This window comes from Collinsella sp. CLA-AP-H1 (genome assembly GCF_040092945.1).
GTDB lineage: Bacteria > Actinomycetota > Coriobacteriia > Coriobacteriales > Coriobacteriaceae > Collinsella.
The window spans coordinates 69727-91932 of record NZ_JBBNKO010000005.1; the positions used below are offsets into that span (position 1 = coordinate 69727).

Sequence of the window (22206 nt, forward strand, 5' to 3'; positions counted from 1 at the left end):
ACTTCTTATGGGCCGTCGTTATCGATTTGCTGCTACTGCAGGTCCAGCTGGTCCAGGTATTCCTTGCCGTGCTCGGAGATATGGCGCTTGCGGCCTGCCTCGTCGTTGCCCAGCAACAGGTTGAACATAGTTTCCATCCTGGTGACGTCCTCGGGCTCTACCTTGATCAGACGACGCGTCTCGGGGTTCATGGTAGTGAGCCACATCATGTCCGGATCGTTCTCACCAAGACCCTTGGAGCGGTTGATGGAACACTTCTGGTCGCCGATCTCCTTGAGGATGCCGTTCTTCTCGAGCTCGGTGTAGGCAAAGTAGGTCTTCTCTTTGCAGTTGATCTCGTAGAGCGGCGACTCGGCGATATACACGTAGCCCTCGTCGATAAGCGTGGGCACCAGGCGGTAGAGCATGGTGAGTACGAGCGTGCGGATGTGGTAGCCATCGACGTCGGCATCCGTACAAATGATGACCTTGTTCCAGTTGAGGTTGTCCAGGTCAAAGGCACCGAGGTTCTTAATGCGTTTGTCTTTGATTTCCACACCGCAGCCCAGCACACGCATAAGGTCCATGATGATGTCGGACTTAAAGATGCGCGGGTAGTCCTCCTTTAGGCAGTTGAGGATCTTACCGCGGACGGGCATAACGCCCTGGAACTCGGCATCGCGCGAGGTGCGAATGGCGCCTGCTGCCGAGTCGCCCTCTACGATGTAGATCTCGCGGCGGCTCTTGTCCTTGGAGCGGCAGTCGATGAACTTCTGCACGCGGTTGGCCATGTCGGTCTTCTGCTGCAGGTTGGTCTTGATGCTCTGACGCGTCTTCTCGGCGTTCTCGCGCGAGCGCTTGTTGATGAGCACCTGCTCCATGATCTTGTTGGCGGCGTCTTTGTTCTCGATCAAGTAGGTCGAGAGGCGTTCCTTAAAGAATGCCGTCATGGCCTGCTGGATAAAGCGGTTATTGATGGCCTTCTTGGTCTGGTTTTCGTAAGACGTCTGGGTAGAGAAGCAGTTGGTCACCAGCACCAGGCAGTCTTGGACGTCCTGCCACTTAATGCCGCTCTCGTTTTTGTTGTACTTGCCCTGTTGCTTAATGTAAGCATCGATGGCGCTAGTGAGGGCGCTGCGGGCAGCCTTCTCGGGCGAGCCGCCGTTCTCGAGCCAGGAGGAGTTGTGGTAGTACTCCTGCATCGTGAAGGTGCGCGAGAAGCACATGCACGCGGTGATCTTTACATTGTAGTCGGGCAGGTCCTCGCGGTCGCGACCGCGGCGGTCGGCCTCGATAAAGAAGGGCTCGGTAAGGTAGTCGGTACCGACCTTCTCGAGCACGTAGTCCTCGATGCCCTTGGGATAGCAAAAGTCCTCTTCGGAAAACTCGCCATCGTCGCCCTCGATGCGCAGGCGGAAGGTCACGTTGGCGTTGACTACGGCCTGACGGCGCATGGTCTCGCGATACCAATCGTGGGGAATGCTAATCGAGGTAAAGACCTCAAGATCGGGGCGCCACTTGATAGTGGTGCCGGTGCGGTTCTCGTCGCTAGGCTCAATCTCGAGTGCCTTCTTTTTGGCGCCGACGACCTTGCCCTTCTTAAAGTGTAAGGAGTATTTGTTGCCGTCACGCCAGACGGTGACGTCCATGTACTCGGAAGCGTACTGGGTCGCGCACGAGCCCAGGCCGTTGGTGCCGAGCGAGAAATCGTAGTCGCCGCCCTGGTTGTTGTTATACTTGCCGCCGGCATAGAGCTCGCAAAAGACAAGTTCCCAGTTAAAGCGTTTCTCGGAGGGGTTCCAGTCGAGCGGGCAGCCGCGGCCGTTGTCCTCTACCTGAATGGAGCCATCGCGAAAGGCGGTAAGGGTGATGAGCTTGCCGTAGCCCTGGCGCGCTTCGTCAACGGCGTTGGACAGGATCTCGAAGGCGGCGTGTGCACAGCCATCGAGTCCGTCCGAGCCGAAGATGACGGCGGGGCGTAGACGTACGCGCTCCTCGTCCTTGAGCTGGCGGATACTGTCGTTACCATAGTTTGCGGTGTTTTTTGCCATACTCGCTCTCTCGGTGCTCCTTTGCTGCGTTTAAGTCATATAGATAGTCAAGGTAGCATAGCCCAGCCCATAGGCGATTCCAACCAACACGAAATCCATCGAACAATCGTTCGATTAGATAATGAATGCTTGGAATGCGGGAGGGACCTGTCCTGTCCTATCCAAACATCTGCGGCAGGTCGATGAAGACGGTTCGATCGCTTTCGCCAGCTTCGAAGCCCGAACGGGAGAAGAATCCATAGCGATGGCACTTGAGTCCCGTTGCCTCGACTTGGGCGATTTCCTCGTCGACCATTTTTTGCGTGATGGGGGATTTGCGGAACTTTGCTTCGTAGAATGCGTAGCCCTCGGGGTCTTGCGTTACCACATCGAATTCGCCGTTCGTTTTGTTTGCGGGGTCGTCGTACCAGTACTTGCCTATGGCGTCGAAAGCCGGTTCGATCTTGCCGGTCCTGTTCTGCCGCACGAGGTATTGACGGCAGATCTCCTCGAACATATGAGGAACGTAGTTTTCCTCGAAGTCTTGGGAGACGTGACGATCATAGAAGACTTCTGGGTCGAGCAGCTGACGCGCTGAGGCATTGCGGAAAACATAGCGATAGTAAAAGAGCGAAAGCGGATCCACTACAAAGTAGCCAGACTTGCGCTTGTTCGTAGGGTCGTTGATGGGTGCACGCTTTTGGACGATTTCGAGTGACATGAGCTTGTCGAGCACGTCTGCCATGGCCGGACCGCTCGAGACGTGCGACTGTGCCAGCACGTCCCCCCAACGGGAGTAGCCTTGTGCGAGAGCCCCGAAAACTTCGTTGGCGTTGGTCATCTTCGAGATCTCGGCGTTGAGATAGGACGGCACCTCGCTTTCTAAGCGGGCGCCAGGTTCCGTGACGAGTTCGATGATGTTGTCGCGTACGCTTTGGGATTGATCGATGAGGCGATTGTAAAAGGGGATACCGCCAAAAACGCTATAGAGCCGCACCTTGTCCTCGGGCGAGAACGCGGGATAGAACTTCGCAGCGTCAAAGTAATCCATGGGCTTAAGCTCAAGCGCGAGATCAATTCGCCCGTAGAGGGGGCTTTCATGCTCGATGAGGGATTTCATAATCTCAACGTAGGAGCCGCACAGGACAATGTTTAAACGTGAGTCTTCCCTGTGGGCGTCGATTGAGGTCTGAAGAATGCTGTCTAAGCCTTTAACCGCATCTCTCAAGTAGGGGTATTCGTCGAGAACGAGGGTAATGTTCTTGTCTTTAGCTTGGGCAAACAGAAATTCGATGAGCTCGCGGATGCCTGTGAAGGCGAGCGGAGGAAAGCTCAGCGCTTCAGCAACAAGGACGGACAGACTCTCGAGGTTGTCTGCCTCGGAGGTTTGGCGGCACTCGTAATAGACCGTTGCGACGTCCGACAAATCGGTTAGCGCCTGCTTGATGAGCTCACTTTTTCCGACGCGACGCCTGCCGTAAATGAGAACATTGCGCTGCTCGGGTGCTTTGAGCGTTTTCTTAATACGGGCGAGCTCACGCTCCCTGCCAATAAATTCCACTTACTCGGTTCCTTCCGACTCGGTTTTATCCGAGTTAATTATATCGCATGAATCAGATTATGCTCGAGATTACTCGGACAAAACCGAGTCGGTTCTGTCCGAGTAAGTTTGAATAGTGAACCGAAGTTGTAATGTCCGCATGGCGATGACGAATATGGTTTTCATAATGACAGATATAGTTGACATTGTCTGATATATGCAATATATTTCTGTCATGTTGCAACGGATATCTGTCCATTACTACGAAAGGAACTCCATGCCGGGCAAAAAGAACCTCCGCATGAAGGCGGCGCGCGCGGCGGTTGGCCTTTCGCAAGCTGACTTGGCCGAGGCCGTGGGCGTTACGCGCCAGACCATCGGCCTGATCGAGGCGGGCGGCTACAACCCCACGCTCAATTTGTGCGTGGCAATCTGTAAAGCGCTACGCGTTACGTTGAACGACTTGTTTTGGGAAGACGAGAGCGACGTCGACCCTGACGCTCTTTAGGAGTTTGCTATGAAATTTGAAGATTTAAAACTCGTGCAAAAGTGGCGTGAATATGCCGGCCCAAAGGATGAGCGCCTGGAGGCTGAGAGCGCGAAGATCTACAAGATTGGTTTCGTGCTGCTTTCGTTTGGCATGTTGATGATATTTTTCTACCAGTTTATAGCTCGACAGGTTGCGTGGGTTCACAGCGACGCCAGTGAAATGCCGCATTGCTTTGCAACGCCGTTCGAGGCAGCCATGTATTTGTGGCTCGTTCTCGTGATGTTGATTTGCGCAGGACTGCAAACGCGGAAGGGCTATGTCGATACCAATCGTTTTGGGCAAACCGAGCATCTTCCTGTTGGATATTTCCTGCTTCTCAGCGGTCTTAGCGGCGCCTCGTTCGCGCTTGTTATTGCCGCAATGCGCTGTATCGCTGAGGCGCAGATCGTACCGCTCGAAAGCGTCTTTTGGTTGGCGAACCTGGCCACGGGCGTGTTCTGCGGTGCGACGATTTTCGCGGCCACGTTTGCTGGCCTGTGCGCAACGTTTTTCACGGCGAAAAGACGCCGTGCCAAGCTCGAGGCAGAACTCGACTCCACTGACGATAACTAATGCGCAATGGGCTGGCTCTGGGTATCCAGAACCAGCCCATTTGATGTTCGACGAGCCGAGTTGGCGTCTCTCACAAAAGTAACTAGGAGCTAGCGAGGCTTATCAGAATTGACCTCATCGGCGGTGTCGTTTTCGAGGGCCGTGCGGCGGGCGCTGTAGGCGATGAGGCCGGCGCCTGCCGCGGCGAGTGCTGCAGCGGCTGCCGTCAGGGGAGCGTTGGCATCGCCCGTGCCCGCAAGCGCGCCCGCTTTTCCGGAGCGCTTGTTAGTGCCGTGGTCCTTGCCACTGCTGGAGCTGCTTCCGCCGGAGTCGCCGCCCTTGTCAGTACCGCCGCCACTCGAGCTGCCACCGCCGTCCGCCGTCATCGGTGCATCGTGAAGCCCCGTCGTATCCGCGTTGTCGCATACGCCGACCTGAACTTCTGAGCGTTCGCATGCCGCGTCGGGCACATGAAGCTCGTGCAGTACGGCACCCAGCGCCGAGTTTGCCCCCGGTCGAATTTCCTCGAGCGTTACGGGATCGAGCGCCACCAGATTACGCGCCTTCGCATACAGCGTTACGCGTTTGCCAACTTCGTCGCTCCAACTCTCGGGAATGGCGAAGCTCATGCGGAACTGTGCCGTGCAACCCGGTGCCAGCACGGCGTTGCCGTTGTCGGCTACCAGCGGGTGCGTTGCAAAACGTGCGCCCAGCGTCTCGAGCGCGTACTTCACGTGTGCCATGTCGTTGGCCGAAGCATCCTCGGCAAGCTCCGGATCGTAGATCGATGCCATGCGTGCGTTCGCTCCGAACCCGATGGATGCGCTGGAGAACGGCTGGCTGGAGCCCTCTCGGTACAGATCGATCGTGCCGGCGGTCAGCAAGGTGTTGCCGTCGTTTCGCACCGTGACCATGAAGGATTCGCCTGCTGCTCCGGGCACCACCGCGCCCGAGGTAGCGACCGCGCCCGTCGGAGTGGCACACGCCACCAAGGGCACTTCGATGCCGTGTAGTTCTGCCTCGCTCTTCTCCGCGCTCACAATGTGCGTGGCGAGCGCGGAGAGCATGCTCCCCGACGTCAAAAATGTCGTTATCTGATCGACGGGATGGTCCAGCTCGCACATCACGAACGGCTCCGTAAACAGATCGCCTGACAAGGTGCTGGCGAAGATGCGGAAGTGCTTGCCCATCACTGCTACCGGGTTGCCTTCTTCGTCGTAGGTTTGCCCCACCTTGCCATCGGTGTTCTCTACATAGAGCACGCACCTGCCGTTGTTGCTTACGCTAAACGATGCCGGGCCACAGCCTGCGGCACCCACGGGCTGCGTTGCAAATGCCGATGCGCCTCGCGTCCAAGTAATATGCTGCAGTTGCTCGTTGACGGTAGACAAAAAGCCCGTGTGCTGCGGCCACGGCACCGCGTGGGGTACTGTGGCATCTGGCGACATAACGCCCCAGCCCGCAATGGACTGGCCGATCACGGCGTACGATGCACAGCCACAACCGCCTGCGGTCTCGTATGCAACGGGCACCACCATTTTGCCGTTGATATTCTCGGGCGCGCCGAGCTCGATGCTCGACGGTGCCTGTGGAAAGCGGAGGACCTGACGGAACGTGAGACTGTCGCCCGAAACGTCCGACCACAGGGTAAAGCACTCCAGCGCAACCTCGGCCTCGCTGCCGAGCGCCTTTTCTGCGGTGGTTCCGCGGCGGTGGAGGTAGGCGCCCGACAGGCGCCCGTCGACAAGTGTCTTGCCCACCGTGATACGTGGGCACTGCAGGCAATGGTAGCCATCCTCCTGAAGGCGGCCGCGCGAGATGCTGCGCCACGACGTGTGCGATATCACGCGAACTCCGTCGTTGCTTATGCGCAGGCGCACAACGGACAGTATGCCGGATGTGCTCGCCGTATCGAAAAGGGTGTTGTCACCGGCGGGGCGCTCGCCCGAGACCAGCAGCACGTAGGCGTCCTGGTTTCCTCTTCCGTCCGTATATTCCACCACGTCGAAGTCGTAATCGTATATGCCGTCGCACTCCACGTCGCCCTCGCCAAACCCAAGGGGAAAGTCCACAGGCGTGGGAGCGGACCACGTTCCGTTTGCCTTTGTGTGTACCACCAGGCGCGAGCGACCATTGTCGCCGTATCGCACCGAGGCGATACGGAACAGGCATTCCACGCCGGCAATCATTGCCAGCTTCATGTGGGCTTCGCTGAGCACGCCAGCAAACAGCACGTTGTCGCTCGAGGGTTTTACGCCGCCACGCTCGTCCTCCGACACGCCGGCAGAATTGGCGTTCGGGTCGGCAACGGTGTTCGTTGCCTGACCGATGTAGGTGTACTCATACATCGGCGCGGCGTTTTCGTCGTTCTCCATCAGCACGTGGACGAAATGCTCAATCTGTCCCGTGTCGTCGCTTTCTGCATCCGCCTCGAGCTCAATGCGCGTGACCGCCCGCTCCCAATCGCGCACGACAGGCGCGGCGTTTACGGCAGTGGCCTTAACCTCGGCGCGTGCGAGCAGTTCGGCGTTGGTGACGATGGTGGCCGATGCGATAAATTGCGGCACGCCGCCCGCCTCAATGTTGCCGGCCGAGCCGAAGCAGACATCCAGCGTATAAGGCGTATCTCCACCCAATGCGAGCTCAGAGCGCTGGAGCACATACTGGTCGCCATTGTTCATCGACATATTCCACGAATCGATGAGTGTGGGCCACGACCCCGACCAAGCCTTGGTGGTCCACTTGAACATTACGAACTGGAGTATCACGTCGACATCGACGTCTGCACCTACGCGCAGTCGCGGAAGCTGGTGTCCATCTGCCTTCTCGTACCCAATGAACAGCGTGAGGGATGCGGCGCCGCGCACGGCAGACGAAGCGACGCCTGCAACGCCGGCGCCAAAGGTGACGGCAAGCCCGATCTGGATGGTGAACGAGCCCGACGTGTTGGAATAGTCGAGCGAAATGTTTTTAAAAAACGCCGCGCCGCTGCCGTGCGTGTGGGCACCCACGGCGAGCGCCAGTTTTGCCAGCACCCAGGGATTGACGTTTAGGAAAAATGGCACCGGTCCTAGGGTAAACTGCTCGGTCCAATTGAGGTCGGTTCTTACCTGGAAGAGGGCCTTAATATTGCCGTATGCGGGGTCGTTGTTGTTACCCCAGGTTTTGCCCACCCAATCGTAGGCGAGCGAGCCGTACAGCTGTGTGGCGATATCCATCGTGAACAGCGGCGTGCAATGGTGGCGAAGGAGCTTGGTGTTTCTTGGATCGGTGCCCGATCCGGCACTCATACTCTTGTACTGATTCCACTTCCCCTCCATCTCGTCGAGGTAGCGGTTTGCCTGCTTGGCGCCCGACTCGCGCGGCGATTTCTTCCAGTATTCCGGATCAGGGTTGCCCGAATCGTTCATATAGCTGGCTGGTTTGTATCCTCCGCCAAACAGTACGTACCCGGCAAACGAGAAATCGAACAAAATGGGGAACGAGGGCATCCAGCACGTGAACTTATTGCCGCCGATGCCGGGAAACGCCGCCGGAAAATCAAACGGAGTGATCTCTTGGTCCATGGTGGTGGGAATGATGGTGGTCGAGCCTGATTCCGCCTTTGCGGCCGGCGCGGTGACAACGGCCATGGGGGAGGAGAGCGTGTAGGTTTTGCCCTGATAGTCGAGGACAAAGCGCAGCTTGCACCCTTCTTCCAGAAGGCCCGATGCCGCATCGAGGAACTTGTCTTCGAGTGTGAACGTTGCCAGATTATCCGCGCCCGATGCGCTGGCCTTGACTTGGCCAATCTGCGTGACGGTTTCGGGTGAGTTGCCCGCGGCAGGTATTACCTTGTTGATGTGCAGCGTTGCCTGTCCACCCTGTGGCAGATGAGCCTGCACAGTGAAAGCGTGCGTGTCAGGCTGCTCGTTTGCAGTGTCGTCCTTCGGCATTGCCATGAATGTGGCGTCGGCGTACTGGATGTCCCAATCGTCGAATGTGAGCTGGCGAAAGTACGGCTCGCCGTCGGAAAGCGGACGCGTGGGCGCGGTTATGGCGGTGCCACCCTGGATACGCGCGAGGGGAATCTCGACATCGCGGTAGCCTGCCATGCTAATGGAGATGCCGCCGTTAAAGTCGTACGCGTCGAGAAGCGTTGCCTCGTCCACGTAGCCTTCTGAAAGAGGGGCGACCTCAAAGATGGCCGTGCCTTCGTCATCGGTCGTGGCGGTGAGCTGCTTGCCTGCGGCGTAGCGCGACGTGAGCGTGACCTTGGCGCCTGCGATGGGCGTATTCTTGTTGGCGACGTCGACCACGACCACACCAAACATGGTGCGCGAGAGAACGAGCACCCTGAAAGGGTCTTTTTCGTCGGCATAGGCTTCGGTGGGCGCGAACGGCAATATGAAGGCGTTTGCGCTTCCCGGCACGCGCGGCAACATAATGCTCGCCAGCGAGGACGCTCCGGCAACAAGTAACGAACGGCGATCAAGCATCTTTGGCTCCCATCCCGCAGGCATCGGTGGAAATAATCCAATTTTGCGAGAAGGCGTCACGTGGCGGTAGTGCCGTTCAAGGGTCAAAATGTCCAAATTAATCGAGCGAAGCGCCGGGTTCCGGAACGCGTTCGATGCGCTTGGCAGCCCGGTCGCTAACGCAACATATGCGCGACCAGCTCGGCGCGAGTTCCGATACCAAGCTTGGCATACACTCCTGATAGGCGGTTTTTGACAGTACCCGGCGATACTTCCATATGGCGAGCGATTTCGGCGTTGGTCCATCCGCGGCAGGCGAGCATGGCCATGGTGAACTCTGTGGTCGTCAGGTCGTCAGCCACGTCCTCGCCCGAATCGGGGTTGTGGATGCGCCGCCAGCCGTAGCTGAATCGATACGTAATCTCGATGATGCGTGCGAAATCGTTAGGGTATTGCGATTTTAGACATGCCTCGATGAGCCCCTGCAAAAGGCCGTGGTGCTCGCCAATGAGCTCGATAAGGCCGTCGGGGCGCGCAATGTCCCAAGCAGCTCCGAAGTGCGTTTTTGCGGCGTCGATGTCCTTGAGGCTCATGCATGCCATGGAAGCTGCCAGGTGCAGGAATAGTTCCGAGATCGGATAGCTTCCCTGTTTCATAATCAGGGCGTTTTCCGCCATGCCTAGGCTGCGGCCGTATTCGCCGCGCAGATACAAGGCGTGCGCCATCACGTAGCTGGCAAACAGGCGCAGGCCTTCGGGCAGATGCGCCGCAAGTGGATAAAACTCTTCGGCGGAATACGGGGAACGCAAGTGCAGCAGGACGCTCGCGGCCGAGGCGAACAGGATATGTGTGGCGTGGACGGAGGGCGACTCCTCGTCAGTTGGCGTATCGAGGATGCCCGCAAGGCACCGGCGGGTGTCGGCGATACGGTTGAGCGACAGGCTGGCGTATCCGCAGATAAAGCATGCGGAATAGCGCAGTGCGGGATCGGTGGCGTCAAGATAGGGGCGCGCCGTCTTGGCGGCGAGGGCGGCCTGTCCGCGAAAGTACAGCGCTTCTGCCGTGGCGATGGCGCGCGAATCGGGGTCGGAAATGCCTGCAACCGCAGCGTCAATCTGCCCCGGCACAAAGGCGGTGCACATCAACGGCATGGGAACGCATGGGTGGCCATCGCAGTCCATCTTCCATCTCCCAACAGCTGGCAACAATGCAGCAATTGTACTCCTGTTGCTCGGGACTCCTTTCGTTTTACTGTTCGGTTGACGCTGCGGATCGTTTTGGAAGGCTTACGAGCATGGTGGTCCCGTTCTCGGAACTTGCTTCGACCTCTACCGTGCCACCGTGAAGCGCTGCAATCTCCCAAACGAGCGCTAGTCCGAGTCCTGCGCCGCCGTATACCCTACTGCGGGATTTATCCAGGCGAAAGAACGGTTGGAAGATGCTCTCACGGTACTGCTTGGGTATTCCCGGGCCCTCATCTTTGACTCGTAGGAGCACGTGGCTGTCGCTGTCGCTGATGGAGACGTTGGCAGTCGAGCCGGAGTGGCTGTAACGGATGGCATTTTCGACCAGGTTAAACACCAGCCGATAGAGGAGCGCATCGTTCCCGATTACTAAAGCGTCTCCAGCACAATTGAGGGCTATGCCCTTATTTTCGGCAAGTGGCGCAAGGTCGGTGAGGACCTCTTCGGACAAGGGGCCAAGTTCCACATCGTCCTCGCAAGGAACGCTGCGGAGCTCACTCATCTCGAGCAATACCTTGGCCATTCGAGACATGCGCTCGGTTTGTTCTTGTAACAGGCCGAGCAGTTCGGCCGTTTCGGGTTGCAAACCGGGGTGCTCGGAGATGAATAGTTCAATCTGTGCTTGCATAAGGGCGAGCGGGGTGCGCAGCTCGTGTGCGGCGTTGCCGGTAAACTGACGCTGTGCAGAGAACCCTTCGCCAAGACGGGCGATCATGTCGTTGAAAGAGGCGCTGCATCGTTGTAGCTCGGTGGGCACATCTTCACTGAGTCTGATTTCGCTTAGGTTGTCAGGCTGCACACGCTCAACCTGGGCTGCAAAAGCCCGTAGCGGTTTGAGTGCACGGCCGCTCACAAAGTATGCCAGCGCGCCGCCAAGGAGTGTGACTCCAGCCGTGATGTACCAGGCTGTCGTGCCAAAAGACTCTTGCGCGTCGTTTACGACGATCGTGACCTTGTCATCGAGGGCCGCTTTCGTTGGGTCGAACGCCCAGAGCGAATCTTCGCCGGTTGCGTTAAAGGCCGAGATGTCGCTGCCGATGGCATCCATGTAGCGCATGCCCGTATAGCCGACCAGACAGTTCGTCAGCACGCACGCCGCACACGTCAGTAGTGCCGTCATGATCGTTATGCGCCATTGCAGCGAAAGCCCTTTCATTCGCCATCCTCCATAACGTAGCCCTCTCCAATCCGATTGCGAATCGGGTCGTATCCCAAAGCGCTGCGTAGCTTTTTGCGGAGCGACGAGATGTGAACGCGGGTTGCGTTGCTAAAGCTGTTCACGGTGCTATCCCAAACGTGCTCGATAAGCTCCTCTTGGCTTACCGGTCGCCCCTGATTAAGCATCAGGTATTCCAAGATTCCCGTTTCCTTGCGTGTAAGAGATAAGGCCTCGCTGCCCACGGAAGCGATGCGCGCCTTGGTGTCAAAGCTGAGTTTTCCGCAGGTTAATACTATGTCGCTTTGTGCGAAGCGCCTGAGGGTAAGGCTGCGGATCCTTGCTGCAAGTTCGTCCAGATGAAACGGCTTGGTGAGGTAATCGTTGGCGCCGGCATCGAGTCCGTCGACTTTATCGGATACTTCGCCACGCGCGGACAGAATCAGTACCTTGGTCTCGCAATCGGTTTTCCTAAGTTCCCTGAGCACGGTCATGCCGTCGACATGGGGAAGATTGAGGTCGAGTACCACGAGGTCAAAGACTTCGATGCCCAGCAGGTCGAGCGCCTCCCGTCCATCGTGACAGCAGTCGACGCTGTACGCCAAGTTTCGCAAGCTGCGCGCGATTGCATCGCACAGTGCTCGCTCGTCTTCGACGGTCAAAATACGCATAACAGTCTCCTTGCACATTCCAAATCGCGCTTAACACGGATTTTATAGCCGATATGGTCCAATGGTCGCGTAACGAAAGGAGTGGTCAGGTTGTTCAAAGCGGTAAAGCCCGTGGTACAGGTCGCTTTGTTGATCGTCGGAATTGCCATGGTGTGCTTTGGTGTTATGCGTGGCGAGGCGGATGCCGTGCTGGCCAAAGCGATTAGGCTGTGCTTGGAGTGTATCGGAATTGGATAAAAGAGAAAACACTGCGTCGCATGTTTTGGCCCGATTTCGCGGATTCATTCAGGCGGCGGCGACGCTGGTCACCAACATTCACCTGCCAAACTTTGCCAAAGGCGGCATCTATCAGGGCGCGGGAAAAACAGTCTGCGTACCTGGACTTAATTGCTATTCGTGCCCCGCGGCATCGGGTGCGTGCCCCATCGGGTCGTTCCAGTCGGTGGTAGGTTCATCCAAGTTCAACTTTTCTTACTATGTTACCGGTACGCTCATTTTGCTCGGCGTGCTGCTGGGACGCTTTGTATGCGGCTTTCTGTGCCCGTTTGGCTGGCTGCAGGAGCTGCTTCATAAGATTCCCGGCAAAAAGTTCTCCACGAAAAAGCTCAAGCCGCTCACGTACATCAAGTACGTCGTGCTGCTGTTTGCCGTGGTGCTGCTGCCCGTCTTGGTGGTTAACGACGTGGGCATGGGCGACCCGTTCTTTTGTAAGTACATCTGTCCACAGGGTGTGCTCGAGGGCGCCATTCCGCTGGCCATTGCCGACGCCGGCATTCGATCTGCGCTGGGGCAGCTCTTTACCTGGAAACTTGCCGTTCTCATTGCCGTGGTAGTGCTGAGCGTTTTGTTCTATCGCCCCTTCTGCAAATGGATTTGTCCACTTGGCGCATTCTATGCGCTCATGAATAGGGTGTCCCTACTGGGGATTCGGGTTGACGCATGCAAATGTGTCTCGTGCGGCAAGTGTTCAAGGGTTTGTCAGATGGACGTTGATGTGGTCCGCGCGCCCAATCATGCCGAATGTATCCGGTGCGGAAAGTGCATCGGGGCCTGTCCTGTCGATGCCATCAGCTATCGCTATGGCCTGGATGTGTCGGCGGAAAAGCTTCCCTTGACCGCCGATAAAAAGTAAACAAGCTTCGACAAAACGGAGGAATGACTATGAAGCTTTCTAAGATTGCGGCCCTGTTTATGGTGCCGGTATTGGCCTTGTGCCTTGTGGCATGTTCGGCGCCCGGTGGCAATGTGAGCGAATCTGCGAGCTCCGATCCTAAGATCGCAGAACTCACTGCGCAGAAGCCGGCCAATGCCGACGAGGCCGCCGAGCTGTATGCGAAGCTCATGCAGAAGGAGAACGAGATCTTTTCGAGTGATAACGCGCTGTGGGAAAAGGTATTCAATGCGGCAAATAAAGACTCGACAATGATTGAGGACGGCAGCAATTACGGCGATTTCTTGCTCAAGACCATCGACGGCGCCAAGGATGAGTTTACGGCGGATGAGCTTAAGACGCTCAAGGCCGGTGCGCAGCAGATCAAGGAAATCGAGGACAAGCTCGAGAGCTTGGAGAAGGAGTTCCCCGGCTGTGGAAGCACGCCGAGCGCAGGCGAGAGCGTCGACGCTTCGACCGCTGGCATGACGGCTGGTGCCAATGCTTCGAGCGAGGCGACGAAGTTCCCCAGCTTTACGGGCAAGGACCTGGACGGCAACGACGTGAGCAGCGACGAGCTGTTCTCTAAGAACAAGGTTACCGTCATGAACTTCTGGTTCACCACTTGCAAGCCGTGCGTGGGTGAGTTGGGCGATCTTGAGAAACTGAATCAGGAGCTTGCCGAGAAGGGCGGCCAGGTCGTGGGCGTCAATTCCTTTACGCTCGATGGCAACAAGGGCGAGATTGCAGATGCCAAGGACGTGCTGAGCAAGAAGGGCGTGACATATAAGAACATCTGGTTCAAGTCGGATAGCGAGGCCGGTAAGTTTACGTCAAATTTGTTCTCGTTCCCGACAACGTATGTCATCGATCAGAATGGCAACATCGTAGGGGATCCAATCGTGGGAGCCATCAGCTCCGCCGAGCAGCGCGCAGCACTCGACAAGCTTATCGACCAGGCGATTGCGAATAGCGAGCAGTAGAAAACGCGTAAAGCATGGCGAAGATCGTGCGCCGCTGCGCGAAGTAGTCCGCTACCTTTCAAGATAAACTCCACCATATAGAGGTCCCGCTCGGGACCTCTTCTTTTGGGCGCCGTCCCGTTCGTTTTTTGGCACGCTTCGTTACATTCCTCACTGGCTCCGGCAAAAAATGGGGATAGAGTAGGACAAACGCGTCGAATACGAACGACGGGGGAGAGCGGGCAAGTGCGCCCGCGTGGGAGAGGTTGCCGTCCATGTTGGAGCTCAAAGGTATTTGCAAAAGGTACGTTACGCAGTCGTTTACGCAGGTGGCGCTCGACAGCGTAAGCCTGTCTTTTCGCGATAACGAGTTCGTGGCCATTCTGGGACCTTCGGGGTCGGGTAAAACCACGATGCTCAACGTTATCGGTGGGCTCGATCATTTCGATTCCGGCGACCTGCTGATCGACGGTATTTCGACCAAGGATTTTCACGATCGCGATTGGGATGCCTATCGCAACAACCGCATCGGCTTTGTGTTCCAGAGCTATAATCTCATTCCGCATCAGACCATTTTGGAAAACGTGGAGCTGGCGCTCACGCTTACGGGCGTGGGGCATGCCGAGCGCCGCCAGCGTGCGCGCGAGGCGTTGGAGAAAGTTGGCCTGGGCGAGCACGTGAACAAGCGCCCGAGCCAGCTTTCGGGCGGACAGATGCAGCGCGTGGCCATTGCCCGCGCCCTGATCAACGATCCCGAGATTGTGCTGGCAGACGAGCCGACCGGCGCTTTGGATTCAACGACATCCGTACAGGTCATGGACCTGCTCAAGGACGTGGCGCGCGACCGCCTGGTCATCATGGTCACGCACAATCCCGAGTTGGCGTACCAATATGCCACGCGCATCGTCAATCTGACGGACGGCAAGATCACCGACGATTCCGATCCCTTCGATGCTGCCAAGGCCACGCGTCGCGAGGCAAAGCCTACGCGCAAAACCTCGATGAGCTTTGTGACGGCGCTGGGGCTTTCTGCCCGAAACCTCATGACCAAGAAGGGCCGCACGGCCATGACTGCCTTTGCGGGCTCGATTGGCATTATCGGTATCGCGGCGATTCTGGCGCTGTCCAACGGCGTAAACGGCTACATCAAAAAGGTCGAGGAGGATACGCTCTCGAGCTACCCGCTCACCATTTCCAAGCAGGATTACGACCTGTCGTCCATGATGGGCGGGCAGGGAACTGCGGATGATGGCTCGTCTGAAAACGTGGATTCGTCCGACGACAGTGCCGGCGGCAAGGCTCAGGGAACCGATAAGATTCCTGTGGTCACGGCCGTAAAGGATATGTTTGCGAGCGTTAAGTCCAACGACATGACGAGCTTTAAGGCATGGCTTGACGACGGCGGCGACGGCATCGACAAAGAGGTCAACGCCATCCAGTACGGCTACGGTGTGACGCCGGTTGTCTATCGTGCGGGTAAGGGTGACGAGAAACCCGTTCGGCTTGTTCCCAACGCCATGACCGAGGCCATGAGCGGAGGCGCGAGCTCGGCGGCAACGGTGAGCATGGAATCCATGGGAACCTCGGTCTTTAACGAGATGATCGACGACCAGAGCCTGCTCGACAGCCAGTACGATGTCGTCGCCGGTCATTGGCCCACGTCCGCCAACGAAGCCGTAATGGTGCTTTCGAGCCGCGGCACGGTGGGCGACTACACGCTCTACAGCATCGGTGCGCTGGATATCAATGAGCTTAACGATCTGGTAAACAGCGCTATGACGGCTGACGGTGGGGTCGAAACGCCCGAGACCGGCACCGACTTTACCTACGACGATGCGCTGTCTACCACGTTTAAGGTGCTGTCGCCGGCCGATGCGTATCGCAAAAACGAAGAGACCGGCATGTGGACTGACATGTCTGACGATGCCGACTTTATGACGGCCAAGGTTGCCGACGGTATTGACGTGCGCATTGTGGGCGTGGTGCGACCTAACGAGACGGCCAACGCGAGCGCATTGACCCCGGGCATTGCCTATACGCATGCACTGACTCGCCAGCTTATGGAGCGCGCCGCCGATTCGCAGATTGTGCAGGAGCAGCTTGCCCACCCCGAGACGGATGTCTTTACGGGCAAATCTTTCGATGAACTGCAGGGCGAGGCAAAACAGGGCGTGGATCTGGGCAGTATGTTCAGTGTGGACGAGGCGGCGCTCAAGAGCGCATTCTCGTTCGATACGTCTGCACTCTCGGGTGCAGGCGGCGGTATGGACCTGTCGGGTCTTGACTTGTCCGGGTTGGATATCGACCTTTCGGGTGTTGGGAAGGACATCGACTTCAGCGACATCATGGCAAAAGCGCCAACCCCAGATCTCTCGGGTATCTTTGACGGTCTGGAACTCACGCCCGAGCAAATGCAGCAGGTGGGAACGCTTGCCAACCAGCTGTTTGAGGGATTTTTGCAGTCTGATCAGTTTAAGGCGTTGACGCCCGATGATCTTAAGGACGCGTCAAAGCTCGCCGCCGCATTCTCGACGTATCTTGAGAATGATGCCGCAGCCCAGCAATACCTGGCTCAGCTCAAGGCACTCGGTGGCGATGCCCTGGTCGAGCGTCTGCAGCGGGCGATGAGCGACTATGTGCAAAAGCAGCTGGCTCCGTATCTGCAGCAGGCTATGGATCAGGTGATGAAGGCAATCAGCGAGCAGATAGCGTCGACGGTATCATCCCAGCTCAAGGCGGGCGCGGCAGGGCTTATGGACCAGATGGCGACGCAGATGTCTTCGAGTTTTGCTAACCTGGCGAGCGCCATGCGCGTGGATGCGAGTGCCTTTGCTCGTGCTATCCATTTCAACATGGACGCCGAGGACCTGAGCTCGCTCATGATGAGCTATGCCAAGGCGTCGAAGCTCACCTACGACAACAATCTGACCACGTTGGGCTATGCGGACGAGGCAGACCCCATCTCGGTCAAGATTTTCCCGCGCGACTTTGAGGCCAAGGAGCGCGTGCTCGATCACATCGACGCGTACAACAAGCAGGTCAAAGCCTCTGGCCACGATGAACAGGCAATCTCATACACCGACTACATGGGCATCATCATGGGCTCGGTGACCGACATCGTGAACACCATCAGCTTGGTGCTCATCGCATTCGTGAGTATCAGCCTGGTGGTGAGCTCCATCATGATCGGCATCATCACGTACATCAGCGTGCTGGAGCGCAAAAAGGAGATTGGCATTCTGCGTGCGATTGGCGCGTCGAAGCGTAACGTGGCAAACGTGTTCAACGCCGAGACCTTTATCGAGGGCCTCATTGCCGGCGTCTTTGCTGTTGTCGTCGTGGTGGCCGTGAGCTTCCCGGTCAATGCTTGGGCGCTTGCGGCCAAACAGGTCCCCAACCTAATGAGTCTGCCCGTGCAGGATGCGCTGGTGCTCATTGCAATTTCGGTGCTGCTGACGGTCGTTGCTGGCCTGCTGCCGGCCCGTAGCGCGTCCAGGAAGGATCCCGTGGAGGCCCTGCGCTCCGAATAATGTGACAAAGGGGCAGTCCCTTTGCCACGTTCGTTGATATGAGAGAAGAGTAGATGATTCTATCGTTGGCCCCTATGGAGGGGATTACCGGGCATGTGTTCCGTCGCGTGCATGCGGAGTGCTTCGGCGCGCTCGATTGCTATTACACGCCGTTTTTGCCGCCGCCGCGGGTGGGAAACCGCTTTGGCGGCAAGGCGTTTAAGGAGATTGATCCTGCCAATAACCAGGGGCTCAACGTGGTGCCTCAGCTGATGTCCAAGAACGCGGACGAGTTTGTGTGGGCGGCACAGGTGCTCGCCGACATGGGCTACCGCGAGGTCAATCTCAACTTGGGTTGCCCTTCGGGAACGGTTGTCGCCAAGGGCAAGGGCTCGGGTTTCTTGCGCAATCTCGACGAGCTCGAGGCGTTCTTAAGCGATGTGTGCGAGCGGTCGCCGTTGCCGGTATCGGTAAAGACCAGGCTGGGGTTGGAACGCGATGACGAGTATGAACGTGTGCTCGATCTGTATTGCCGCATGCCGTTGGCAGAGCTGATTGTGCACCCGCGCGTACAGAAGGACCGCTATACGGGCTCGCCGCGCAAAGAGTTTTATGGCGAGACGCTGGAGCGTGCGCCGTTCCCCGTGGCCTATAACGGTGACATTTTTGATCTTGAGGATATGGACGCGCTGGTGGAGGCCTATCCCGGCACGCGCCATGTGATGTTGGGGCGTGGCCTGCTCGCGAACCCCGCTCTGGCTCGCATGGTCAAGGGCGGCCCTGCTGCAACGGCTGCTGAGCTGCAGCGCTTCCACGACACGCTGTTTGCGGCATATGCAGAAGAGATTGGCGGCAATGCGGTCTTCCGCATGAAGGAGTGGTGGTTCTACGCCAAGTGCGCTTTCGCTGATCCCGCTACCGTCCACAAGATCGTACGCAAGACCAAAAAGGTCGACGAATACCGCGCTGCCGTCGAGCGCGTCTTTCGTGAACAGCCGCTTGCACCCACAGCTCGCTTCCACGGCTAACTAGTCATCGGGGGCGTTCTTTAACGACTAGTCATTTATGAACGTCCCCAATGACTATGTTGCACTAGAGCAGGTTTTCCTGCACCCATGCGATGATGTCGCTTGACTCGTAGAGCGGCTTGCCGTCGATGAACAAGCAGGGAACCTGGCGTTTTCCGCCGACGGCGATGAGTGTCTGCTCGGCTTCGGTATCGGTCGAGATATTGCGTTCGGGAATGGTCACGCTGCTATCGGCCAAAAAGCGCTTGACCTTTATGCAATACGGGCAGCCGGTCATAACGTAGAGCACGAGCTCATGATCAGTAGCCATGGGTCTCCAATCGGTTGAGGTTTCGATTGAAATACCCAAAGCCGCCGCGGTCTATGCACGCGTCAACGACGACTCAATGGCCTGTACCAGAAACGCCGTGGCTCCGGTGCCGCAGGGCTTGTCGTAGTAGTCAACAAAGCGCTGGTCGGCAAGATAGCCGTGGGCGAGGCCCAGGTATGCTTCGTCTTGGGGCTCGCATCCCCAGTTGAGAGCAATCCAGCGACGATGCATCGCGACAAGCTTACGAGCCTCGTTGCTCTCTGGGTCGCCAATGCCCATGGCAATCGAGAGCTGGCCCAGAATAGCGCGTTCAAGTTCCTTCATGTCGTTCCATGTCTCGGGGTCCATGTCCAGCAACGCTTCGTTTGCTGCATCGATAGCCTCATCGCCGTAGCGCGCCCGCGCCTCGGCACCGTAGCGCGCCTCGTTTTCCTGCACGGTGCGCCAGCGCTCCAGTTGCGGCAGGACGGCGCCCATGAGCGAGACGGCTTCGTCGAGCGACATGCCGGTGTTTTGTGCCAGGCGCGGGGCACAATCCTCAATCATTGCCTCCATGGTGGTGTCATAGGTGTACTTGCCGTGGTCGTAGCACCACTTGCAGTAATGATCGGTCGCGGTGCCCGTGGCATCGGTGCCGCAGTCGTCGGGCGTGAGTATCATGCCGCAGCTCTGGCAATAGTGCTCAGGCATTTCGAGCAGGTGGGACAGCGGTTCTCCGGTTACGGCGGCGATGAGCTTCATCATGTCGATGCCCGGTGTGACCTCGCCGCGCTCCCACCGGCTGATGGCCTGGCGTGTGACGAAGAGCTTAGCGGCAAGCTGCTCTTGGGTAAGGTGATGGGCGCGACGGACAGCAATGAGCTTTTCTGCAAAGGCCATAGCGGCTCCTTTCTGCTGGTTGATGGCTTAAGCATACGCGGCGGCAGGCGCCCTTCCAAGCAACCGTTGGTTGCACGACGGGGGACCGCGGCGAAGAATTGCGCGCAACGCCCCACGCCTCCATGCCGTACAATGACCGGCATGGAACCTATCGCACGCATACATACCGACCTGCCGCAGAAGTTCGGCATTCCGCGCAACAGCTTTTTGGCGCCTCATCTGCAGGGACGCATCGTTTTTGAGCCGGAATTTGCCTCCAATGCAGCGGTTGAGGGTCTGGACTCCTTCTCTCACCTATGGCTGCTGTGGCGCTTCGAAAACGGTACGCCCGGCGGCACGGCTAAGGACATAGCCGCCGATGCCAAAACGCAGGACAGGTCCGGCGCCAACGCAAAATGGTCGAAAACCGTGCGTCCGCCGCGTCTGGGTGGAGCCGAACGTGTGGGCGTGTTTGCCACGCGCAGTCCGTTTCGCCCTAATCCCATTGGGCTTACCTGCGTCAAGCTCGATCGCGTCGAGCTTACCGACGACGGCCCCATCATCCATGTGCTGGGGGCCGATCTGCGCGACGGCACGCCCATCTACGACATTAAGCCCTACATTCCGTTTGCGGACTGCCACCCGGATGCAACGGGCGGCTGGATTGAGGATGCTCCGTGGCAAGAGCTCGATGTTGAGTTTCCGCAGGCGCTGCAGGATATGGTCTCGCCCGCAAAGCTCCCCGGCTTGGTCGAGGTCCTTCGCCAAGACCCGCGCCGCGCAGGCAGCAAGTACGAGCCAAACCGCGTCTATCACCTGGCCTTTGCCGGGCTCGACATATCTTTTACGGTCGATAAAACCCAGCTAACCGTGGTCGCCGTCAACGACGCGCAAGACTAACCAGCCATTCGTCCGCACCCGTCAAATTAAGCGCCAAACCCCGCGCCAAAACCGCCCACGCTGGTGGACAATAACGCCTACCAAAACAATCACTTTGTACGGGAGCTCAGCATGAAATACGACTTTAGCTCGCTTATCGACCGCCACGGCATGGACTCTATCGCTGTTGACTCTTGGGGTGAGATCCCCGGTATGGCCCCGAACGCACCCGACGAGGGCTTCGACCGCATCCCCATGTGGGTGGCCGATATGAATTTTGCCACGGTGCCCACGGTCCAGGAGCACATCATTCAGCGTGCCCAGCACCCCATGTTTGGCTATTTCAATCCGCGCCCCGAGTATTTCGACCGCATCATCGAATGGCAGAGCCGCCGCAACGGCGTTGAGGGCTTGGCACCTGAGCATATCGGCTACGAAAACGGCGTGCTGGGCGGTGTCGTGTCGACGCTGCGCGCGTATGTCCAACCAGGCGATGCGGTGCTGGTCCACAGCCCTACCTACATCGGCTTTACCAAGTCCATTGAGGCCGCGGGCTATCGCATTGTCCACAGCCCGCTTAAGTTCGACGACCAGGGCGTGTGGCGTATGGACTTTGAGGACATGGAGCACAAGCTCGCCCAAAACCACATCCATGCCGCGGTGTTCTGCTCGCCGCACAATCCCTGCGGCCGCGTATGGGAGCGCGACGAGATTGAGCGCGCCATGGACATCTATCGCCAGCACGATTGCGTGGTGATCTCGGACGAGATTTGGTCCGATATCATCCTGCCGGGGCACAAGCACATCCCGACGCAGTCGGTGAGCGAGGATGCCCGCATGCGCACGGTTGCCCTCTATGCGCCGAGCAAGACGTTCAACCTGGCGGGTCTGGTCGGCAGCTACCACATTGTCTACAACGAGACGCTGCGCGACCGCATGTGCACCGTGTCCAACAAGACCCACTACAACGAAATGAATGTCCTCTCCATGCATGCGCTTATCGGTGCCTACCAGCCGCAGGGCTACGAGTGGGTGGACGAGCTCAACCAGGTGCTTGCCGGCAATATCGAGTACTTCTGCACGTATGCAGAAAAACACTGGAAGGGCGTCGCGTTTTCACGTCCGCAGGGCACGTACATGGTGTTTATTGACTGCACCGAGTGGTGCCGCGAGCATGGCCGCGATATTCAGTGGCTGCTCGACGAGGGGGCGCGCGTGGGCGTGGGGTATCAGGACGGCCGCCCGTTCCATGGACCCTGCCACATTCGCGTGAATCTGGCGCTGCCGCTTTCGCGCGTGAGGGAAGCGTGCGACCGCCTGGACCGCTACGTTTTTAATGCACGGTAAGTGTG

Annotated in this window: 17 protein-coding genes; 9 read left to right on the forward strand and 8 right to left on the reverse strand. The window is 58.0% G+C overall.

Annotated elements, in window-relative coordinates; translation table 11 throughout:
* Nucleotides 1-32 precede the first annotated feature (32 nt).
* Together AAAV44_RS04285 and AAAV44_RS04290 are read right to left on the reverse strand one after the other, a co-directional pair.
* Nucleotides 33-2030: a toprim domain-containing protein gene (locus AAAV44_RS04285; RefSeq protein ID WP_349114726.1), complete on the reverse strand. Its 1998-nt coding sequence runs from the start codon at nucleotides 2028-2030 to the stop codon at nucleotides 33-35.
* Nucleotides 2031-2187: 157 nt separating this feature from the next.
* Complete coding sequence (locus AAAV44_RS04290) at nucleotides 2188-3570, reverse strand: ATP-binding protein (protein WP_349114727.1); 1383 nt, start codon at nucleotides 3568-3570, stop codon at nucleotides 2188-2190.
* 256 nt (nucleotides 3571-3826) lie between these two features.
* On the opposite strand from AAAV44_RS04290, the gene AAAV44_RS04295 reads away from it, so the two are divergent.
* Both AAAV44_RS04295 and AAAV44_RS04300 read left to right on the forward strand, forming a co-directional pair.
* Nucleotides 3827-4057 (forward strand): helix-turn-helix transcriptional regulator, encoded by a 231-nt coding sequence (locus AAAV44_RS04295; protein WP_055286736.1) that lies wholly within the window; start codon nucleotides 3827-3829, stop codon nucleotides 4055-4057.
* A gap of 9 nt (nucleotides 4058-4066) precedes the next feature.
* Nucleotides 4067-4651, forward strand: a complete 585-nt coding sequence (locus AAAV44_RS04300) for a hypothetical protein (protein WP_349114728.1) — start codon at nucleotides 4067-4069, stop codon at nucleotides 4649-4651.
* Nucleotides 4652-4740: 89 nt separating this feature from the next.
* On the opposite strand, the gene AAAV44_RS04305 is transcribed toward AAAV44_RS04300, so the two are convergent.
* From AAAV44_RS04305 to AAAV44_RS04320, 4 genes are all read right to left on the reverse strand, one after another.
* Nucleotides 4741-9108, reverse strand: coding sequence for a hypothetical protein (locus tag AAAV44_RS04305; protein WP_349114729.1), 4368 nt, complete (start codon nucleotides 9106-9108; stop codon nucleotides 4741-4743).
* A 155-nt stretch (nucleotides 9109-9263) separates the two neighbouring features.
* Nucleotides 9264-10268 carry a LuxR C-terminal-related transcriptional regulator gene (locus AAAV44_RS04310; protein ID WP_349114730.1) on the reverse strand — a complete coding sequence of 335 codons (1005 nt, stop codon included), beginning with the start codon at nucleotides 10266-10268 and terminating at the stop codon, nucleotides 9264-9266.
* Nucleotides 10269-10335: 67 nt separating this feature from the next.
* Entirely contained in the window at nucleotides 10336-11487 is a 1152-nt protein-coding gene (locus AAAV44_RS04315) for an ATP-binding protein (RefSeq protein ID WP_349114731.1), read from the reverse strand.
* Nucleotides 11484-12158, reverse strand: coding sequence for a response regulator transcription factor (locus AAAV44_RS04320; RefSeq protein ID WP_349114732.1), 675 nt, complete (start codon nucleotides 12156-12158; stop codon nucleotides 11484-11486). Before AAAV44_RS04320 ends, AAAV44_RS04315 begins: the two co-directional genes overlap by 4 nt.
* A 90-nt stretch (nucleotides 12159-12248) precedes the next feature.
* Here AAAV44_RS04320 and AAAV44_RS04325 point away from each other — a divergent pair, with 90 nt between their 5' ends.
* From AAAV44_RS04325 to AAAV44_RS04345, 5 genes are all read left to right on the forward strand, one after another.
* Complete coding sequence (locus AAAV44_RS04325) at nucleotides 12249-12395, forward strand: CD1871A family CXXC motif-containing protein (RefSeq protein WP_040219972.1); 147 nt, start codon at nucleotides 12249-12251, stop codon at nucleotides 12393-12395.
* Nucleotides 12388-13290: a 4Fe-4S binding protein gene (locus AAAV44_RS04330; protein WP_349114733.1), complete on the forward strand. Its 903-nt coding sequence runs from the start codon at nucleotides 12388-12390 to the stop codon at nucleotides 13288-13290. Before AAAV44_RS04325 ends, AAAV44_RS04330 begins: the two co-directional genes overlap by 8 nt.
* A gap of 29 nt (nucleotides 13291-13319) precedes the next feature.
* Nucleotides 13320-14291: a TlpA disulfide reductase family protein gene (locus AAAV44_RS04335; RefSeq protein ID WP_349114734.1), complete on the forward strand. Its 972-nt coding sequence runs from the start codon at nucleotides 13320-13322 to the stop codon at nucleotides 14289-14291.
* A gap of 254 nt (nucleotides 14292-14545) precedes the next feature.
* On the forward strand, nucleotides 14546-17800 hold the full coding sequence (locus tag AAAV44_RS04340; RefSeq protein ID WP_349114735.1) for an ABC transporter ATP-binding protein/permease: 3255 nt from the start codon (nucleotides 14546-14548) through the stop codon (nucleotides 17798-17800).
* 53 nt (nucleotides 17801-17853) lie between these two features.
* Nucleotides 17854-18807 (forward strand): tRNA-dihydrouridine synthase family protein, encoded by a 954-nt coding sequence (locus tag AAAV44_RS04345; RefSeq protein WP_271746895.1) that lies wholly within the window; start codon nucleotides 17854-17856, stop codon nucleotides 18805-18807.
* A gap of 64 nt (nucleotides 18808-18871) precedes the next feature.
* Here the strand turns inward: AAAV44_RS04345 and AAAV44_RS04350 are convergent, their stop codons facing one another.
* Nucleotides 18872-19117, reverse strand: a complete 246-nt coding sequence (locus AAAV44_RS04350; protein WP_227790181.1) for a glutaredoxin — start codon at nucleotides 19115-19117, stop codon at nucleotides 18872-18874.
* Between the two features lie 51 nt (nucleotides 19118-19168).
* Nucleotides 19169-19996 (reverse strand): TipAS antibiotic-recognition domain-containing protein, encoded by an 828-nt coding sequence (locus tag AAAV44_RS04355; protein ID WP_349114736.1) that lies wholly within the window; start codon nucleotides 19994-19996, stop codon nucleotides 19169-19171.
* Between the two features lie 141 nt (nucleotides 19997-20137).
* Between AAAV44_RS04355 and AAAV44_RS04360 the strand changes: the two genes are divergently transcribed.
* Complete coding sequence (locus tag AAAV44_RS04360) at nucleotides 20138-20875, forward strand: TrmO family methyltransferase (protein ID WP_349114737.1); 738 nt, start codon at nucleotides 20138-20140, stop codon at nucleotides 20873-20875.
* 111 nt (nucleotides 20876-20986) lie between these two features.
* Nucleotides 20987-22201 (forward strand): aminotransferase class I/II-fold pyridoxal phosphate-dependent enzyme, encoded by a 1215-nt coding sequence (locus tag AAAV44_RS04365; protein ID WP_349114738.1) that lies wholly within the window; start codon nucleotides 20987-20989, stop codon nucleotides 22199-22201.
* The last annotated feature ends 5 nt before the right edge of the window (nucleotides 22202-22206 follow it).

What these genes read in the sequence shown, in the direction of transcription:
- AAAV44_RS04285 (WP_349114726.1), bottom strand. Translation starts at nt 2,030, where the DNA reads ATGGCAAAAAACACCGCAAACTATGGTAACGACAGTATCCGCCAGCTC.
- AAAV44_RS04295 (WP_055286736.1), top strand. Translation starts at nt 3,827, where the DNA reads ATGCCGGGCAAAAAGAACCTCCGCATGAAGGCGGCGCGCGCGGCGGTT.
- AAAV44_RS04300 (WP_349114728.1), top strand. Translation starts at nt 4,067, where the DNA reads ATGAAATTTGAAGATTTAAAACTCGTGCAAAAGTGGCGTGAATATGCC.
- AAAV44_RS04305 (WP_349114729.1), bottom strand. Translation starts at nt 9,108, where the DNA reads ATGCTTGATCGCCGTTCGTTACTTGTTGCCGGAGCGTCCTCGCTGGCG.
- AAAV44_RS04310 (WP_349114730.1), bottom strand. Translation starts at nt 10,268, where the DNA reads ATGGACTGCGATGGCCACCCATGCGTTCCCATGCCGTTGATGTGCACC.
- AAAV44_RS04315 (WP_349114731.1), bottom strand. Translation starts at nt 11,487, where the DNA reads ATGAAAGGGCTTTCGCTGCAATGGCGCATAACGATCATGACGGCACTA.
- AAAV44_RS04320 (WP_349114732.1), bottom strand. Translation starts at nt 12,158, where the DNA reads ATGCGTATTTTGACCGTCGAAGACGAGCGAGCACTGTGCGATGCAATC.
- AAAV44_RS04335 (WP_349114734.1), top strand. Translation starts at nt 13,320, where the DNA reads ATGAAGCTTTCTAAGATTGCGGCCCTGTTTATGGTGCCGGTATTGGCC.
- AAAV44_RS04340 (WP_349114735.1), top strand. Translation starts at nt 14,546, where the DNA reads ATGTTGGAGCTCAAAGGTATTTGCAAAAGGTACGTTACGCAGTCGTTT.
- AAAV44_RS04345 (WP_271746895.1), top strand. Translation starts at nt 17,854, where the DNA reads ATGATTCTATCGTTGGCCCCTATGGAGGGGATTACCGGGCATGTGTTC.
- AAAV44_RS04350 (WP_227790181.1), bottom strand. Translation starts at nt 19,117, where the DNA reads ATGGCTACTGATCATGAGCTCGTGCTCTACGTTATGACCGGCTGCCCG.
- AAAV44_RS04355 (WP_349114736.1), bottom strand. Translation starts at nt 19,996, where the DNA reads ATGGCCTTTGCAGAAAAGCTCATTGCTGTCCGTCGCGCCCATCACCTT.
- AAAV44_RS04360 (WP_349114737.1), top strand. Translation starts at nt 20,138, where the DNA reads ATGGAACCTATCGCACGCATACATACCGACCTGCCGCAGAAGTTCGGC.
- AAAV44_RS04365 (WP_349114738.1), top strand. Translation starts at nt 20,987, where the DNA reads ATGAAATACGACTTTAGCTCGCTTATCGACCGCCACGGCATGGACTCT.